We start from the raw sequence: 15,247 nt of genomic DNA, 5'->3' as shown, positions 1-15,247 counted from the left end.
GGGCGGGACGACGGTCGTTCCCCCCAGCATGTGTGCGGCAGCAAAGACTTGTCTGTCCGCTCTCCTGGGGGCCACCGCCCGCCCCCCGGCGGGACGGCTCGCACGCCCTCGGCTTAAGCACAGCAGTTCTCCTGCTTCCGTGCGGCTCGCGTTGCTACCCTGGAGGCACATCTCGCACATCAGTGCCACGGAAGGACCCCTCAATGGCCGGCGGAAACCCGCTTCTCCGCGATCTCTCGAAGTCGGGCGCAGGCAGCGCCCAGTCCTACGGGAACCAGTACGGACAGAGTTCCTACGGAACCCCCTACCAGCAGCAGCCCGGCTACGGGCAGACCGGCTACCAGCAGGGCGGCTACGGCCGGCCGCAGCAGGGCGCCCCGTACTCGGCCGAGCGCCTCGACTCGATGTACAACGCCCCGGCCGCCGGGACGAACCAGACCGGCCGGATGACCTACGACGACGTCATCATGCGCACCGCCACGGTGCTCGGCGCCGTGGTCGTCGGCGCGCTCGCCGGCTGGATCATGCCGATCCTCACCATCCCCGGTGCCCTGATCGGTCTGGTCCTCGGCCTGGTCAACGCGTTCAAGCGCGAGCCCTCGCCCGCGCTGATCCTCGCCTACGGCGTGTTCCAGGGCCTGTTCCTGGGCGGCATCTCGGGGATGTTCGAGGCCATGTACCCGGGCATCGTGGTGCAGGCCGTGATCGGCACCATCGCCGTGTTCGTCTCGGTGCTGGTGCTCTTCCGGTCCGGCAAGGTCCGGGCCTCCCCGCGGGCCACCAAGATCTTCATGGTGGCGCTCATGGCCTACGCCCTCTTCGCGCTGGTCAACCTGGGCGCGGTGCTGCTGTTCGGCTTCAACATCCGCACGGACAGCCCGCTCGGCCCCTGGCTGGGCCTGCTCATCGGCGCCGTGGCCATCCTCCTGGCCGCCTACAGCTTCGTGCTGGACTTCGACAACATCAAGCGCGGCGTCGAGGTCGGTGTCCCCGAGAAGATGGCCTGGTCCGCGGCCTTCGGCCTGACGGTCACGCTGATCTGGACCTACGTCGAGATCCTGCGCATCCTGGCGATCATCCGGGAGATGACCTCGAGCTAGGTCCTCGCCCCCCGGATGCACCACCCAACGACGGCCCGGCACCCGCGCACCGCGGGTCCCGGGCCGTCGTCGTGCCCCGGCACGCGGCCGCGGGGCGGGATCGGCGGCACCGGGTCCACAGCCGTACGGGAGCCTCAGCGGTGCCGGGTCCTCAGCGGAACCGGGTCCACAGCGGAACCGGGTCCACAGCGGAGCCGGGTCCACAGGGGTGCAGGATCCACCAGCGCTGCGGGGTGCTCAGTGGTACGAGATCCGGGGCCCGGGCGTGGGACGGGTGGCCGCGTGCTCGGCCGCCACACCGCGGGGCGGGCGGCCCACGAACAGCCAGCCGAGGAGCTTCTCCTCCTCGGCCAGGCCGTAGAAGGCGCGGACGGAGCCGTCCTCGGCCGCGCCCTCGCGGTGGGCCCAGACGGTGCCCCAGCCGGCGGCCCAGAACGCGGCCTCGAGCAGTGGGCGGGCCCCGTGCGCCGCGTGCAGCTGCTCCTTGCGGGGCACGCCCAGGGCGTCGTCCGGGCTGAAGACGAGCGCGCAGCCCAGGCCCCCCGTGCTCGCCCACTTCAGGGCGCCCCGGAATGCGGCGAGCCGGCGCAGCTGCTTGCTCTTGAGCCGCGGGAAGGGCGCGGACATGTTGGGCACCCGGGTCATCCCCGCGAGCGCCGCCGCGAGCTCCGGCGCGGAGCGGCGGGTGGTCACGGCCACCCGCCAGCTCAGCCCCGGATCGGCGGCCGCGGTTCCCGCGGCGGCGCGGAGCACGGCCTCGAGCTCCTCCCGCGGCGGGGCGTCCGGGGTCAGGGCGGGAGCCGGCCGGCGCTGGGCGAGGACGCGGAGGAACGTGCGTGACATGCCGACAGTCTTCCACCGTGCGCGCGGCACGGGCGGGACCGGCGCCTCCCGGGGGCGTCCGGCGGTCCCGGCCGGGCGTCGCCGAGCGGTCGTACGGGCGTGCCAAGATGTCCCCATGCCTTCGACTTCGCACGACGCCGAGCGGCCCCAGCGGCCGGGGCCGAGCAACGAGCTCCCCCCGTTGCACGGCAACGCCGCGGGGGGCGTCGCGGTCTCCGTGCGGGTGGCCGCGGCGTGGTCGTGGCGGCTCATCATCATCCTCGCGGCCGTGGGGCTGCTCGGCTACATGCTGTCGACGATCACGGTGGTCATCATCCCCGTGCTCATCGCGGGGCTGCTTGCCGGGCTCCTGTTCCCGCTGGTGAAGTGGCTGCGGGGACGGCACATGCCGGCGGGACCGGCCTCGGGACTCGCCGTCCTCCTGCTCATCGGACTCGTGGCGGGCCTGCTGGTGCTCGCCGGCCGGCAGATCGTGCTGGGCTTCGCCCAGCTGTCCGAGAACGTGGTGGTCGGCACGCAGCAGCTGCTGGGCTGGCTCGAGGACGGGCCCCTGAACCTCAGCGCCGACAGCGTGAACGACTGGATCGACGACCTCGGCACCACGATCCAGGACAACAGCGAGGCCATCCTCTCGGGGGCCATGTCCTTCGGCTCGACGGCGGGCAGCGTGCTGACCGGCATCATCATCATGCTCTTCACGCTGCTGTTCTTCCTCATGGACGGGGAGCGGATCTGGCTCTTCCTGGTCCGGCTGTTCCCGGTCAGCGCGCGGCGGGCCGTCAACGGCGCCGGGCGCCGGGGCTGGACCTCGCTCGTGCAGTACGCGCGGATCCAGGGCTTCGTGGCGTTCGTGGACGCGGTGGGCATCGGGCTGAGCGCCGCCATGCTCGGCGTCCCGCTCGCGCTGCCCATCGGCATCCTGGTGTTCCTGGGCTCCTTCATCCCGATCGTGGGTGCCGTCCTCACGGGCGCCGTGGCCGTACTGGTCGCCCTCGTGGCCAACGGCTTCGGCACCGCCCTGGCCATGCTCGGGTTCGTGCTCCTGATCCAGCAGATCGAGTCCAACGTCCTGCAGCCGCTCGTGATGGGACGTGCCGTCTCCCTGCACCCCCTCGCGGTGTTCCTCGCCGTCGCCTCCGGCACCATCCTCTTCGGCATCGCCGGGGCCCTGTTCGCGGTGCCGGTGATGGCCTTCCTCAACACGGTGGTGCGCTACCTCGTGAACGGCACGTGGCGGGAGGACGACGAGATCCCGTGGGAGCCGTACTACTTCCCATGGGAGATCAAGAAGCACGCGCGCCGCAACGACCTCACCCGCGACCAGGTCATGGCGCAGCTCCAGCGCTTCCGCCGGACCCGCGCCAAGGAACGCCTGCAGGCCGCGCTCAAGCGCGGCCGCCGGGACGACCGCGCCCGGGCCGCGGCGGGAGCGGTGCCGCGCGACGGCCGGGGGTCCGCCGGCGGCGGTCCGGCCGCGCCCGGGCGGTCACCCGGCAGCGACTAGGATGAGGACCGCGCCCGCCGCCGGCGGGCGCTCACCGTGGTGCGGACCCAGCGGGCCCGCCACGGTCCCGCCCTGACGCCCCGACCGGGAAAGAAGACGCACCGTGAGCCTGGCCGAACTGCCCGTCCGTCTCGCCGACATCCAGGACGCCGCCGCGCTCCTCGAGGGCGTGATCGACCGGACCCCGGTGACCCACTCCCGGGCGCTGTCCCGCCTGGTCGGCTCCGAGGTCAACCTCAAGGCCGAGAACCTGCAGCGCGCGGGCTCCTTCAAGGTCCGCGGCGCCTACGTGCGGATGGCCAAGCTCACCGACGAGGAGAAGGCCCGGGGCGTCGTGGCGGCCTCCGCCGGCAACCACGCCCAGGGGGTGGCCCTGGCCGCGGCCAAGCTGGGCATCACCGCCCGCATCTACATGCCGCTGGGCGCGGCCCTGCCCAAGATCGCCGCGACCCAGGACCACGGGGCCGAGGTCATCCTGCACGGCACCAGCGTGGACGAGGCCCTCGCCGAGGCCCAGCGCCACGCCACCGAGACCGGGGCGGTGTTCGTCCACCCCTTCGACCACCCGGACATCGTGGCCGGGCAGGGCACGCTCGGTCTCGAGGTGCTCGAGCAGGTGCCCGACGTCGACACCGTCATCACCGGCGTGGGCGGCGGGGGACTGCTCGCCGGCATGGCCGTGGCGGTCAAGGCCCGGGCCGAGCAGCTGGGCCGGCCGATCCGGCTCATCGGCGTCCAGGCGGAGAACGCGGCCGCCTATCCGCCCTCCCTCGCGGGGGACGCGCTCGTGACCCTCGACCGGGTCTCGACCATCGCCGACGGCATCGCCGTGGGCAAGCCGGGGCAGCTGCCGTTCAGCATCATCAAGGAGCTCACCGACGACGTCGTGACGGTCTCGGAGGACTCCCTCGCCCAGGCGCTGATCTTCCTGCTCGAGCGCAACAAGCTCGTGGTCGAGCCGGCCGGCGCCGTCGGCGTCGCGGCCCTGCTGGACGGCCGGCTGCAGGCCGCGTACCCGGACCTCGGCAGCACGGTGGTGGTGCTCTCGGGCGGCAACGTGGACCCCATGCTCATGCTCAAGGTCATCCAGCGGGGCCTCTCCGCGGCCGGCCGGTACATGACGATCAAGATGATGCTCACCGACCGTCCGGGCGAGCTCGCGCGCATCTCCCAGCTCATCGCGGTCCAGGACGCCAACGTCACCGGCGTGGACCACACCCGGATCGGCGGCTCGCTCAGCCTGGGCGACGTGTCCATCACCATCGACATGGAGACCAAGGGCCACGAGCACTGCCGCGAGGTCCTCCGGGCGCTCGAGGCGGAGGGCTACCACCCCGTCGTCGACGGGGGCGGCGTCAGGAGCGGCGCCGGCCGGTGAGGTAGGTGACGAAGGCGCTGACGAACGTCGCGAAGACGAAGACGTTGCGCAGGCTGCCGGGCGCGCTCGCGGCCGGGTCGTCCTGGCCCGCGAAGTGCAGCACGACGGCCACGACCCCGAGCACCGCCGTCAGGACCATCAGGGCCTTGGTGCCGGGGCCGGGGCTGCGCAGCCAGTGGGTCGTCACAGCGGCCTCAGCCCTGGAACGGCTTCGCGTCCAGGATCTTGACCGGGATGTCCTTGCCGTTGGGCGTGGTGTAGGACAGCTCGTCGCCGACCCGGTGGCCGGAGATCGCGGAGCCCATCGGGGACTTCTCGGAGAAGACCTCGAGGTCGCTGCCGGCGGCCAGGTCCTCGGCCACCTCGCGGGAGCCGATGAGGAAGGTCATCGACTCGCCCGCGATCTCCGCGGTGACGACCATGCCGGCCTCGACGACCCCGTCGTCGGCCGGGGCCTCGCCGACCTGGGCGTTCTCGAGCAGGTTCTTGAGGTGGGCGATGCGCCCCTCGTTCTTGCTCTGCTCCTCGCGGGCGGCGTGGTAGCCGCCGTTCTCCTTGAGGTCACCCTCCGAGCGCGCCTGGTCGATGCGCTCCACGATCTCGTGCCGGTACGGGCCGGAGATGTGGTCGAGCTCCTTCTTCAGGCGGTCGTAGGCCTCCTGGGTGAGCCAGGCGCCGGTCTTGTTCGTGGTGGTCACAATCTCTCCTCGGTGGACGGGCGGTCGGGCCGCGGCTGACCACCCGGTGATCCGGGCGGGTCCGCGGCGGACCGGGTCGACGGTGCGGGGCCGCCGGCGGTGCGGGGTCCCGCTACGCAAAGACCCCGCCCCGGTGCGGGTCGTCCGTTCGGACGGTGTCCGGCTGCCGGGGACGGGGAGTCCTGCCCCCAGTCTAGGCGGGGCCGGCGGACAAGCCCAAAGAACGGTGTCGGCGGCGACACACCGCGGACACCGGCGCGCGGCTCACTCCTCGACCCAGCAGGAGTCCACGACCGCGGTGGTCGCCAGGTTGGTGGTGCGCACGGCGGCCCGGTGGGAGCTCGTCCCGCCCTCGCTCAGCCGCTCCGCAGGCACGGACCCGACGGTCACCTCGGCCCATCCCACCACGGCGTACTCCTGGTTGAGCGCCTGCACCGCGCACGTCACCACGTCCTCGGGGCGCTTGGTGAGCTCGAAGTCGGCCGTGGCCCGGGCCTCCGAGACCACCGCGAAGCCGATGTCCTTGAACGTGGGGGCGCCCTGCCGGGCCGTCAGCACCCAGACGACGAACACGGCCGTCAGCACGGTGGCCGCCGCCGCGAGCCCGATCCAGCCGCGCGGCCCGATGCGGCGCTCGCGGCGGGGAACTCCGTAGCGGTCGGAGAGCAGGTCGGGGGAGTCGGTGGACACGGCGGCCTCGGGTCTCGGGGGCGGGAGCGGCGGCGCCGGAGCCGGCCGCCGCCCGGCCACTGTAGCCGAGACTCCTGGGAGCATCCCGGGCGCGGGCCCGCCCGGCGAATGCGTAAAATGGGCGGGGGCCCGTGCCTGCACCGGCCGCACCCCGTTCCCCCGACCGTTACCGAGAGGATTCCCCGAGTGACCTCCCTGTCAGAGATGCGCCTGCTGGCCGTCCACGCCCACCCCGACGACGAGTCGAGCAAGGGCGCCGCGACCATGGCCCACTACGTCCGGCAGGGGGTCGAGGTCATGGTGGCCACGTGCACCGGTGGGGAGCGGGGGTCGATCCTCAACGCCGAGCTGGAGGGCCACCCGCACGCCGAGCGGGACCTGACCGGCCTGCGCCGGCACGAGATGGCGCACGCGGCCGCCGCTCTGGACGTCCGCCACCGCTGGCTCGGCTTCATGGACTCCGGCCTGCCCGAGGGGGACCCGCTGCCCCCGCTGCCGCCTGGCTGCTTCGCGCTGCAGCCGCTCGAGCGCGCCGCCGCGCCCCTGGTCCGGCTCGTGCGCCGGTTCCGCCCGCACGTGATCCTCACCTACGACGAGAACGGCGGCTACCCGCACCCGGACCACATCCAGACGCACAACATCTCCGTCGAGGCGTTCCGCGCCGCCGGCGACCCGGAGCGGTACCCGGGCCTCGGTGAGCCGTGGACCCCGCAGAAGCTCTACTACGACCGGGCGTTCAACCTGGAGCGCTTCGTGGCCCTGCACGAGGCCCTCGAGGAGCGCGGCCTGCAGTCCCCGTACGCGGCCCGGATCGCGATGCTGCAGGAGAGCGACCCGGAGGGCCACCGCCCGCCGGCACCCCGGCACGAGACCACCACCAGGGTGCGGTGCCCGGACACGTTCCCGCTGCGGGACGAGGCGCTGCGCCACCACCGCACCCAGGTGGCGCCGGACGGGATGTTCTTCGCCGTCTCGGCCGAGCTGCAGTCCCAGGTGTGGCCGTGGGAGGACTACGTCCTGGCCGAGTCCCGGGTGCCGACCGACCTGCCGGAGCACGACCTGTTCGCCGGGATCGTGGGCTGAGCGCCGCGATGACCACCGTGCCGAACGTGCTCGCCCTGCTGCCGGCGATGGCGCCCAACCCGATCGACGAGGGCACCCTGCGCCCCGGACTGGACCCGAGCCAGGTGACGCCCGGCGTGCTGGGCTTCCTCATGACGCTGCTCCTGGCCGTGGCCGTCATCTTCCTCGTGCGCGACTTCAACCGCCGCAACCGGCGCCTGCGCTACCGCGCCGAGTACGCCGAGCGCCGCGCCGCCGAGGAGCGGGTGGGCGGCTACGCCGAGGCGGACGCCGCCCGGACCGGCGGGGCCGCGGACGCCCCGGACGGCGGCGCCGGGGCCCCCCGGGTCGGGGCGGACCCGGCGGCGCCGGCCGAGGAGCCGGAGGGACCCGACCGGCGCGGCTGAGACCGGGGCCCGTCCACGGGCCCGTGTGCAGGACCCGAGATCCGAGGAGCCCCCGTGCCCAACCGATTGACCGGACAGTCCTCCGCCTACCTGCGCCAGCACGCGGACAACCCCGTGGACTGGCAGCCGTTCGACGACGCCGCGTTCGCGGAGGCCGCCCGCCGCGACGTGCCGGTGTTCCTCTCCGTGGGCTACGCCGCCTGCCACTGGTGCCACGTGATGGCCCACGAGTCCTTCGAGGACCCCGAGGTCGGCGCCTACCTCAACGAGCACTTCGTGCCCGTCAAGGTGGACCGTGAGGAGCGCCCCGACGTGGACGCGACCTACATGGCCGCCACGCAGCTGATCACCCGCCAGGGGGGCTGGCCCATGAGCGCGTTCCTCACCCCGGACGGGCGGGCCTTCCACGCGGGCACGTACTTCCCGCCGCACCCGGCCCACGGCATGCCGTCCTTCCGGCAGGTCCTCGAGGCCGTGGCCGCGGCGTGGTCCACCCGCCGGGACGAGCTCGAGCAGGCGGCGGACACGGTCGCCCGGGCCGTCGCCGGGCAGGCCGAGGACCTGCGCTCCGCCCTCGCCGGGCCCGCCGTGCCCGTGGCAGGGGCGCCCGAGGAGGACGAACCGGACCTGTCCGCGGTGGCCCTCGAGGTGCTCCTGCGGGAGGAGGACCCCGTGCACGGGGGCTTCGGCGGGGCCCCCAAGTTCCCGCCCTCCACGGTGCTGCTGCTCCTGGAGCGGGTCGCCGCCGGCGGGGCCCCGGGGACCGCGGACCGGGCGCACGGGCTGCTCGGGCGGACCCTCGGCGCGATGTCCGGCTCGGCGCTGTTCGACCAGGTGGGCGGCGGCTTCCACCGGTACTCCGTGACCCGGGAGTGGTCCCTGCCGCACTACGAGAAGATGCTCTACGACAACGCCCAGCTGCTGCGGGCCTGCGCACGCGCCGCGGCCCTCGAGCCCGGCGCCGGCCACGGGCGCACGGCCGCCCACACCGCCGGGTTCCTGCTGGACGAGCTGCGCCTGCCCGGCGGGGCGTTCGCCTCCTCGCTGGACGCGGACACGGTCGCCGCGGACGGCGGCGCGCACGGCGATGTGCACGGCGGCGAGGGCGCGTTCTACGTGTGGAGCCGGTCCGAGCTGCGCGAGGTCCTGGGCGCCGACCGCGGCACGGCCGTGGCCGACCTCATGGGCGTGGCGGCCGGGTCCCCGCAGCCCCTGCACCCCGGGCGGGTCCTGGACGGCGCCGAGCAGGCCCTGTGGGACGCCGCCCGCCCCGAGCTCGCGGCCGCGCGGGCCCGGCGCCCCGCGCCGGCCCGCGACGAGAAGGTCGTGGCCGGCTGGAACGGCATGGCCGTCACGGCGCTCGCGGAGGCCAGGGTGCTGCTGGGGGACCCGGCGCTCGTGCTCGCCGCCGAGGAGGCCGCGGCACACCTGTGGGCGGTCCACTGGGACGCGGCCCGCCGGACGCTGGCGCGCACCAGCCACGCGGGCTCGGCGGAGCGCTCGATCGAGGGCCTGCTCGAGGACTACGCGATGGTCGCCGAGGGCTTCCTGGCCCTGTACCGGGCCACCGGGGCGACATCCTGGTACGAGCGGGCCCGGGAGCTGGCGGACGTCGCCGGGGAGCGCTTCTCGCACCCGGCCCCGGACGGTGCGCCGGACGGCCGGGAGGGCACCCCGGAGCGGGTGTGGTCGGACCTGGCGGACGTCCCCGCGCCGCTGCTGGCGGCCGGCGGCTCCGGGCGTGCCGAGCCCCTCGACGACGTCACACCGGCCGGGACGGCCGTGCTCGCCGCGGTGCTCGCGGAGCTGTGGGCCCTCGAGGAGGACGATCGCCGGGTGCGGGCCGTCCCGTCCCTGCTGGGGTCGCTGGACCTGCTGGCCCGCCGCTCGCCCCGCAGCGCCGGCCGGGCCCTGGCCGTGCGGGCGGAGCTCGGGTCCTCCCCGGCCCACGTGGTGCTCGCCGGCGGGACCGCCGAGGACAAGCTCGCGGCCCGGCGCGCCGTGGGACCCGCCGCGGTGCTGAGCACGCGGGTGGTGGACGCCGACGCCCCGGGGGCGCCGGGCTCGGCCCGCGGGAAGGCAGCGCTCGGCGGGCGGTTCACGGTGTACGTGTGCCGGGACTTCGCCTGCCGCGCCCCCGTCCACTCGGTCGCCGAGCTTGAGGAGCAACTGGGCGGGGCGAGCTCGCTCAGCTGAGCATCGCGAGCATGATCGCCACGTAGTGCAGCACGAAGCCCAGCACCGTGAAGGCGTGGAAGACCTCGTGGAAGCTGAACACCTCGGGGAGCAGGCGCGGGCGCCGGGTGCCGTAGACCACGGCTCCGGTGATGTAGGCGACGCCCCCGGCGGCGGTGAGCGCGGCGGCCGGCGGACTGGTCTGCCAGAACTGCGGGAGGTAGACGAGGGCCAGGCAGCCCATCACCACGTACAGCGGGGTGTACAGCCAGCGGGGCGCGAGGGTCCACAGCAGCCGGAAGGCCACGAGCCCGGCGGCGCAGGACCAGATCACGACCAGCAGCAGCCGGGACTGCGCCGGGACCAGCAGCGCGACGGCCAGCGGCGTGTAGGTGCCGGCGATCAGCAGCGCGATGTTCGAGTGGTCCATCCGGCGCAGGACCATGTGCAGCCGCCGGGGCCAGTAGGCGCGGTGGTAGATCGCCGACACGCCGAACAGCAGGATGCCCGTCACGCCGTACACGGCGCACGCGATCCGCAGCTCGGTGCTGGGCGCCAGCAGGATCGCCACGAGGCCCAGGACGACGACGACGGGCGTGAAACTCGCGTGGATCCAGCCCCGCCACGCGGGCTTGCGCTCCACGAGGCCCTCGATCCGGTGCTCGACCGCCCGCTCGAGGCGGCCGGCGGCCCGGCCCGCGGCGCCGTGCGTGTGCTCCATGGTGCTCCCTCCGGCGTGCTGTGCGTGAGTCCGACCGGTCTCCCACCGGGTAGTTTAGGAGGCGTCGCCGGGAGCCGGCCGGGTCCGTGACCACCACCACGTCCGGCGCCGTGGCCCCCACCACGTCCGGACCCACCGGCGGCACCGTGCGCGAGAACCCGGGAGGAAGCACAGATGCGCAAGCCACGGCCGCTCTACCGGTTCTACGAGCGCCGCCTCGCCGCCGGTCTGGACCCGCGCCGGCTGCCCAAGCACGTCGGCGTCCTCGTGGACGGCAACCGGCGGTGGGCCAAGCAGTTCGGCGCCTCGACCGCGGACGGGCACAAGGCCGGGGCGCAGAAGATCGTCGAGTTCCTCGGCTGGTGCCGGGAGCTGGACATCGAGGTGGTCACCCTCTACATCCTCTCGACCGAGAACCTCAAGCGCCCGGCCGCGGAGCTGGAGCCCCTGCTCGAGATCATCTCCGACCTCATGGACACCCTCACCGAGGCGGGCATCTGCCGGGCCCAGCCCGTGGGCGCCCTCGAGATGCTGCCGCCGCGGCTCGCCGCGTGCCTGGCCGACCTCACGGAGCGCACCGCGGGCAACGCCGGACCGCACCTGAACATCGCGGTCGGCTACGGGGGCCGGCAGGAGATCGTGGACGCCGTGCGTGAGGTCCTCACCGACGCCCTCGACGCCGGCGCGGACGTCCGGGAGCTCGCGCAGAGCCTGTCCGTGGAGGACATCTCCCAGCACCTCTACACGCGCGGGCAGCCGGACCCGGACCTGCTGATCCGCACCTCCGGCGAGCAGCGGCTCTCCGGGTTCCTCATGTGGCAGTCCGCCTACAGCGAGTACTACTTCTGCGAGGCGCTGTGGCCGGACTTCCGGCGCGTGGACTTCCTGCGGGCGCTGCGCGACTACGCCTCGCGGCAGCGGCGCTTCGGCGGCTGAGCCGGCCCCTGCGCGCCCGTCGTCGACCCGTGCCGGCGCACCCCGTCGTCGCCCCCGGTCGTCGCCCCCGGTCGTCGCGGGCAATTTCCGCGCCGTTCACCGTTTCTGCTCGCGCGGCGGGGCCGGTCCGCATACGTTGTCCTCAGGTGGACGGCGCGGACGCCGCCCACCGCACCGGAGAGGAAGGGCCGCCATGAGCATCTCCAAGAAGCAGGAGCGCATCGTCGACATCACCGCCCCCCTGGGCGCCGGAGTGCGCTCCTACGTGATCGACACCTCAGTGCTGCTGTCCGACCCCCGGGCGATCCTGCGTTTCGCCGAGCACCAGGTGGTGCTGCCCGTCATCGTCATCACGGAGCTGGAGGGCAAGCGGCACGACCCGGAGCTGGGCTACTTTGCCCGGCAGGCGCTGCGGCTGCTGGACGACCTGCGCGTGGAGCACGGCGGGCTCAACCGGCCCGTGCCGCTCGGGGACCAGGGCGGGAGCCTCGTGGTGGAGCTCAACCACGTCTCGGACACCGTCCTGCCCGTGAGCTTCCGGCTCAAGGACAACGACTCCCTGATCCTGGCCGTGGCCCTGAGCCTCGCCAACGAGGGCAAGGACGTGTGCATCGTCTCCAAGGACCTGCCGATGCGGGTCAAGGCCTCCGCCCTGGGCCTGGAGGCCGAGGAGTACCGGGCCGAGTGGGTCGGCTCCGACGTCGAGTGGTCCGGGACCGCGGCGCTCGACGTGCCCGACGACGTCGTGGACCGGCTCTACGGCGGCGAGGCCGTCGTGGTCCCGGGCGCCGAGGGGCTGCCGGCCAACACGGGCCTGACCCTGCACTCCGTGCGCGGCAGCGCCCTGGCCCGGGTCCGCGCCGACGGCTCTGCCCGGGTGGTGCGCGGGGACCGGGACGTCTTCGGCGTGCACGGGCGCTCCGCCGAGCAGCGGCTCGCGATCGACCTCCTGCTGGATCCCGAGGTGGGCATCGTGTCGCTGGGCGGGCGCGCCGGCACCGGCAAGTCCGCCCTGGCCCTGTGCGCGGGCCTGGAGACGGTGATGGAGCGCCGCGAGCACCGCAAGGTCATGGTCTTCCGCCCCCTCTACGCGGTGGGCGGCCAGGAGCTCGGCTACCTGCCCGGCTCCGAGGAGGAGAAGATGAACCCGTGGGGCCAGGCCGTGTTCGACACCCTCGGGGCGCTGGTCTCGCAGGAGGTCGTCGAGGAGGTGCTCGACCGCGGGATGCTCGAGGTCCTGCCGCTCACGCACATCCGCGGCCGGTCCCTGCACGACGCCTTCGTGATCGTCGACGAGGCGCAGTCCCTCGAGAAGAACGTGCTGCTCACCGTGCTGTCCCGCATCGGCCAGAACTCCAAGGTGGTCATGACCCACGACGTCGCCCAGCGCGACAACCTCCGGGTGGGCCGTCACGACGGTGTGACCGCCGTGGTGGAGGCGCTCAAGGGCCACCCGCTCTTCGGCCACGTCACGCTGACCCGCTCGGAGCGCTCGCCGATCGCCGCCCTCGTCACGGAGGTGCTGGGCGACCTGGACAGCTGAGCCACGGCTGTCCTCGGCTCAAGGTCCGAGGCCCCGCCGCCCCGAACGGGTGGTGGGGCCTCGGACGTTCGGGTCCTGCGGGCGCCGGACACCTCGACACCTCCCCCCGACACCTGCAGGGCCGCGGGGGCCTCAGGGGCCGACGGGCCAGGGCAGGTGTCTGCTCACGTCCGTGAGGTCCAGGCGCACCGCGGCGAAGAGGTCGGCGATGAGGTCCTCGTCCACGGCCTCGATCCGCAGGTCGTGGCCCGTGCCGGCCAGCGGCCCCTCGAGCACCTCGGAGCGGACGCAGATCGCCGTCCGCTCGTCGAGGAGCACCCGGGTGCGGGCCGGGGCGAGGGGGTGGCCCGGCGTCGTCGGGGCGTAGGCGTGGCCGGGGACGACCACGGCCCCGCGCACGCGGCGCCCGTGGTGGGTGCCGGTGCTGACCTGCTCGACCGTGCAGGGCCGCCGCTCCGGCAGATAGGGCGGCACGGGGGCGTCCCCGGCCAGCTCGACCGGGTCGAGGATGGCCTGCCAGCGGCCCCCGCCGAACACGGGATCCCCGTAGGCCGCCTCGGGCCGGCGCTCCACGAGCCCGGAGTCCGTGTACACCGGGGCCACGAGCTGCGGCGCGAGCAGCCACGAGGCCGAGGTCGAGGCGACGTAGAAGTCGTCGCGCGACTGCTCCCGCGTGCCGGCCGTGTAGAGCGGGGCGCCGTCCAGGGCCTCGACGCGCAGCCCGTCCGGGCGGCGGACCCAGGCCCGGACGGGCTCGCGGGGCGCGGCGTCCTGCGGGGTCAGCCAGGACAGGACGAAGCGCACGGTGTCCCAGCGCCAGGGCGAGGAGCGGCTCAGCGCGGCGAACTCGTCCTGGTCGGTGGGCGCGGGGACGGGGGAGCGGTGCATGGCCCCAGTCTAGGGAGGGCCCCGCGCGTCCACAGGCGCCCCGTTCCGGCGCGCGTCCGGGGCTACGATGCCCGGTGTGGGCACCTTCCTGACCGAGCAGTTCACCCGCGGGGACGCCGCCGGGTGGGCCGCCGGGTCGCTGGCGCTGCTCGGCACCGCCGTGCTCACGGTCGCGTGCGCGTGGCTGTGGCGCACCGACGTGCGGGAGCACCGTCTGCCCGGGCGCGTGGTGCGCCCGCTGTACCCCGTGTGCGGGCTGCTGCTGGGCGCGGCGGCGGTGGTGGCCGGCGAACCGGCCCGGCTGCTGTGGATGCTGTGGGGCCTGGTGGTCGTAGGCGGGCTCTACGTCCTGCTCCGCCTGCTCCACCCGGCGGGGATGGGCATGGGCGACGTCCGGCTCTCCGGGCTGCTCGGCATGTGCCTGGGCTTCGCCTCCGTCTGGCACGCCGTGCTGGGGGCAGCGGCCGGGTTCGTGCTCGGCGGTCTGGCCGGGGCCGTGCTCGTGGCGCTGGGCCGCGTCGACGCCCGCTCCCGGGTGGCGTTCGGCCCCGCCATGATCACCGGGGCCCTCGGCGTCCTCCTCCTGCTGTGACCCGGCTCCACCGTGACCCGGCTCCGCCGTCACCGGGCTCCGCCGTGACCCGAGGCCGCCGTCACCGGGTTCCGCCGTGATCCGGTTCCGCCGTCACCGGGTTCCGCTGTGACCCGGTTCCGCCGGGCCCGTTGATGCTCCGACCCGCTGCTGCGCTCATCCGCTGCTGCTGCGAGCGGCCCCGGCCTGCCAGAATGGGCCGGACCCCCGACCCGAGAGCCTGCACGAGGAGCCCGCATGCCCACCCCCGAGTTCGTCCTGTCCCTGCGGGAGAAGATCGGCCACGACCTCCTGTGGCTGCCGGCCGTCACCGCGGTGGTGCTGCGCGACGACGGCCGGGTGCTGCTGGCCCGGCGCAGCGACAACGGCAACTGGGGACTGGTGAGCGGGATCGTGGAGCCCGGCGAGGAGCCGGCGGTCACGGCGGTGCGCGAGTGCCTCGAGGAGACCGGCGTCGTCGCCGTCGTGGAGGAGCTCGTGGCGATCAAGGCGGGGGAGCCCGTGCAGTACCCGAACGGGGACCGGTGCCAGTTCCTGGACCACACCTTCCGCTGCCGCTGGGTCTCCGGCGAGGCCCGCGTCAACGACGACGAGTCGCTCGAGGTCGGCTGGTTCACCCCGGACGAGCTCCCGCCCATGCCGCCCCACCAGCTCGAGCGGCTGCGGGCCGCCCGCGCGCACAGCGGCCCGCCCCGCTTCGTGGTCTGAGC

General features: G+C 74.2%; 16 protein-coding genes. 10 read left to right on the top strand and 6 right to left on the bottom strand.

Annotation, left to right across the window (positions count from 1 at the left end; translation table 11 throughout):
- Nucleotides 1–203: 203 nt before the first annotated feature.
- Nucleotides 204–1,100 carry a Bax inhibitor-1/YccA family protein gene (locus Q0817_RS01090; RefSeq protein WP_298582943.1) on the top strand — a complete coding sequence of 299 codons (897 nt, stop codon included), beginning with the start codon at nt 204–206 and terminating at the stop codon, nt 1,098–1,100.
- A 237-nt stretch (nt 1,101–1,337) separates the two neighbouring features.
- Here Q0817_RS01090 and Q0817_RS01085 read toward each other — a convergent pair whose 3' ends face one another.
- Nucleotides 1,338–1,943: a nitroreductase family protein gene (locus Q0817_RS01085; RefSeq protein ID WP_298582940.1), complete on the bottom strand. Its 606-nt coding sequence runs from the start codon at nt 1,941–1,943 to the stop codon at nt 1,338–1,340.
- 115 nt (nt 1,944–2,058) lie between these two features.
- Here Q0817_RS01085 and Q0817_RS01080 point away from each other — a divergent pair, with 115 nt between their 5' ends.
- Together Q0817_RS01080 and ilvA are read left to right on the top strand one after the other, a co-directional pair.
- A complete protein-coding gene (locus Q0817_RS01080; protein ID WP_298582938.1) occupies nt 2,059–3,447 on the top strand; it encodes an AI-2E family transporter in 1,389 nt (462 codons plus the stop codon).
- A 103-nt stretch (nt 3,448–3,550) separates the two neighbouring features.
- Nucleotides 3,551–4,825, top strand: coding sequence for a threonine ammonia-lyase (gene ilvA, locus Q0817_RS01075; protein WP_298582936.1), 1,275 nt, complete (start codon nt 3,551–3,553; stop codon nt 4,823–4,825).
- On the opposite strand, the gene Q0817_RS01070 is transcribed toward ilvA, so the two are convergent.
- The 3 genes from Q0817_RS01070 to Q0817_RS01060 all read right to left on the bottom strand — a co-directional run bounded on the left by Q0817_RS01070 (nt 4,803) and on the right by Q0817_RS01060 (nt 6,213).
- Nucleotides 4,803–5,012, bottom strand: coding sequence for a hypothetical protein (locus tag Q0817_RS01070; protein WP_298582933.1), 210 nt, complete (start codon nt 5,010–5,012; stop codon nt 4,803–4,805). The two genes, ilvA and Q0817_RS01070, sit on opposite strands and share 23 nt — an antisense overlap.
- A 7-nt stretch (nt 5,013–5,019) precedes the next feature.
- Nucleotides 5,020–5,523 (bottom strand): transcription elongation factor GreA, encoded by a 504-nt coding sequence (greA, locus tag Q0817_RS01065; protein ID WP_298582930.1) that lies wholly within the window; start codon nt 5,521–5,523, stop codon nt 5,020–5,022.
- Between the two features lie 264 nt (nt 5,524–5,787).
- Nucleotides 5,788–6,213, bottom strand: a complete 426-nt coding sequence (locus Q0817_RS01060) for a DUF4307 domain-containing protein (RefSeq protein ID WP_298582928.1) — start codon at nt 6,211–6,213, stop codon at nt 5,788–5,790.
- A gap of 204 nt (nt 6,214–6,417) precedes the next feature.
- Here Q0817_RS01060 and mca point away from each other — a divergent pair, with 204 nt between their 5' ends.
- From mca to Q0817_RS01045, 3 genes are read left to right on the top strand one after another with little or no spacing between them, the layout of a single operon-like run.
- On the top strand, nt 6,418–7,296 hold the full coding sequence (mca, locus tag Q0817_RS01055; RefSeq protein WP_298583051.1) for a mycothiol conjugate amidase Mca: 879 nt from the start codon (nt 6,418–6,420) through the stop codon (nt 7,294–7,296).
- Nucleotides 7,297–7,304: 8 nt separating this feature from the next.
- Nucleotides 7,305–7,682, top strand: a complete 378-nt coding sequence (locus tag Q0817_RS01050) for a hypothetical protein (RefSeq protein ID WP_298582924.1) — start codon at nt 7,305–7,307, stop codon at nt 7,680–7,682.
- A gap of 54 nt (nt 7,683–7,736) precedes the next feature.
- Nucleotides 7,737–9,878, top strand: a complete 2,142-nt coding sequence (locus Q0817_RS01045) for a thioredoxin domain-containing protein (protein WP_298582923.1) — start codon at nt 7,737–7,739, stop codon at nt 9,876–9,878.
- On the opposite strand, the gene Q0817_RS01040 is transcribed toward Q0817_RS01045, so the two are convergent.
- Complete coding sequence (locus Q0817_RS01040) at nt 9,871–10,578, bottom strand: hemolysin III family protein (RefSeq protein ID WP_298582921.1); 708 nt, start codon at nt 10,576–10,578, stop codon at nt 9,871–9,873. The two genes, Q0817_RS01045 and Q0817_RS01040, sit on opposite strands and share 8 nt — an antisense overlap.
- A 174-nt stretch (nt 10,579–10,752) precedes the next feature.
- Between Q0817_RS01040 and Q0817_RS01035 the strand changes: the two genes are divergently transcribed.
- Together Q0817_RS01035 and Q0817_RS01030 are read left to right on the top strand one after the other, a co-directional pair.
- A complete protein-coding gene (locus tag Q0817_RS01035; RefSeq protein ID WP_298582919.1) occupies nt 10,753–11,514 on the top strand; it encodes an isoprenyl transferase in 762 nt (253 codons plus the stop codon).
- 193 nt (nt 11,515–11,707) lie between these two features.
- Nucleotides 11,708–13,057, top strand: a complete 1,350-nt coding sequence (locus Q0817_RS01030) for a PhoH family protein (protein WP_298582917.1) — start codon at nt 11,708–11,710, stop codon at nt 13,055–13,057.
- Between the two features lie 132 nt (nt 13,058–13,189).
- Here the strand turns inward: Q0817_RS01030 and Q0817_RS01025 are convergent, their stop codons facing one another.
- On the bottom strand, nt 13,190–13,945 hold the full coding sequence (locus tag Q0817_RS01025; protein ID WP_298582915.1) for a hypothetical protein: 756 nt from the start codon (nt 13,943–13,945) through the stop codon (nt 13,190–13,192).
- Nucleotides 13,946–14,021: 76 nt separating this feature from the next.
- Here Q0817_RS01025 and Q0817_RS01020 point away from each other — a divergent pair, with 76 nt between their 5' ends.
- The gene (locus Q0817_RS01020) at nt 14,022–14,537 is read left to right on the top strand and encodes an A24 family peptidase (RefSeq protein WP_298582913.1); all 516 of its coding nucleotides are present in this window, start codon (nt 14,022–14,024) and stop codon (nt 14,535–14,537) included.
- A 237-nt stretch (nt 14,538–14,774) separates the two neighbouring features.
- The gene (locus Q0817_RS01015; RefSeq protein WP_298582911.1) at nt 14,775–15,245 is read left to right on the top strand and encodes an NUDIX domain-containing protein; all 471 of its coding nucleotides are present in this window, start codon (nt 14,775–14,777) and stop codon (nt 15,243–15,245) included.
- Nucleotides 15,246–15,247: the final 2 nt, after the last annotated feature.

This window comes from uncultured Kocuria sp. (assembly GCF_947500125.1).
In the GTDB taxonomy this organism is placed as follows: Bacteria; Actinomycetota; Actinomycetes; order Actinomycetales; family Micrococcaceae; genus Kocuria.
This window is presented reverse-complemented; position numbering and strand designations above follow the sequence as displayed.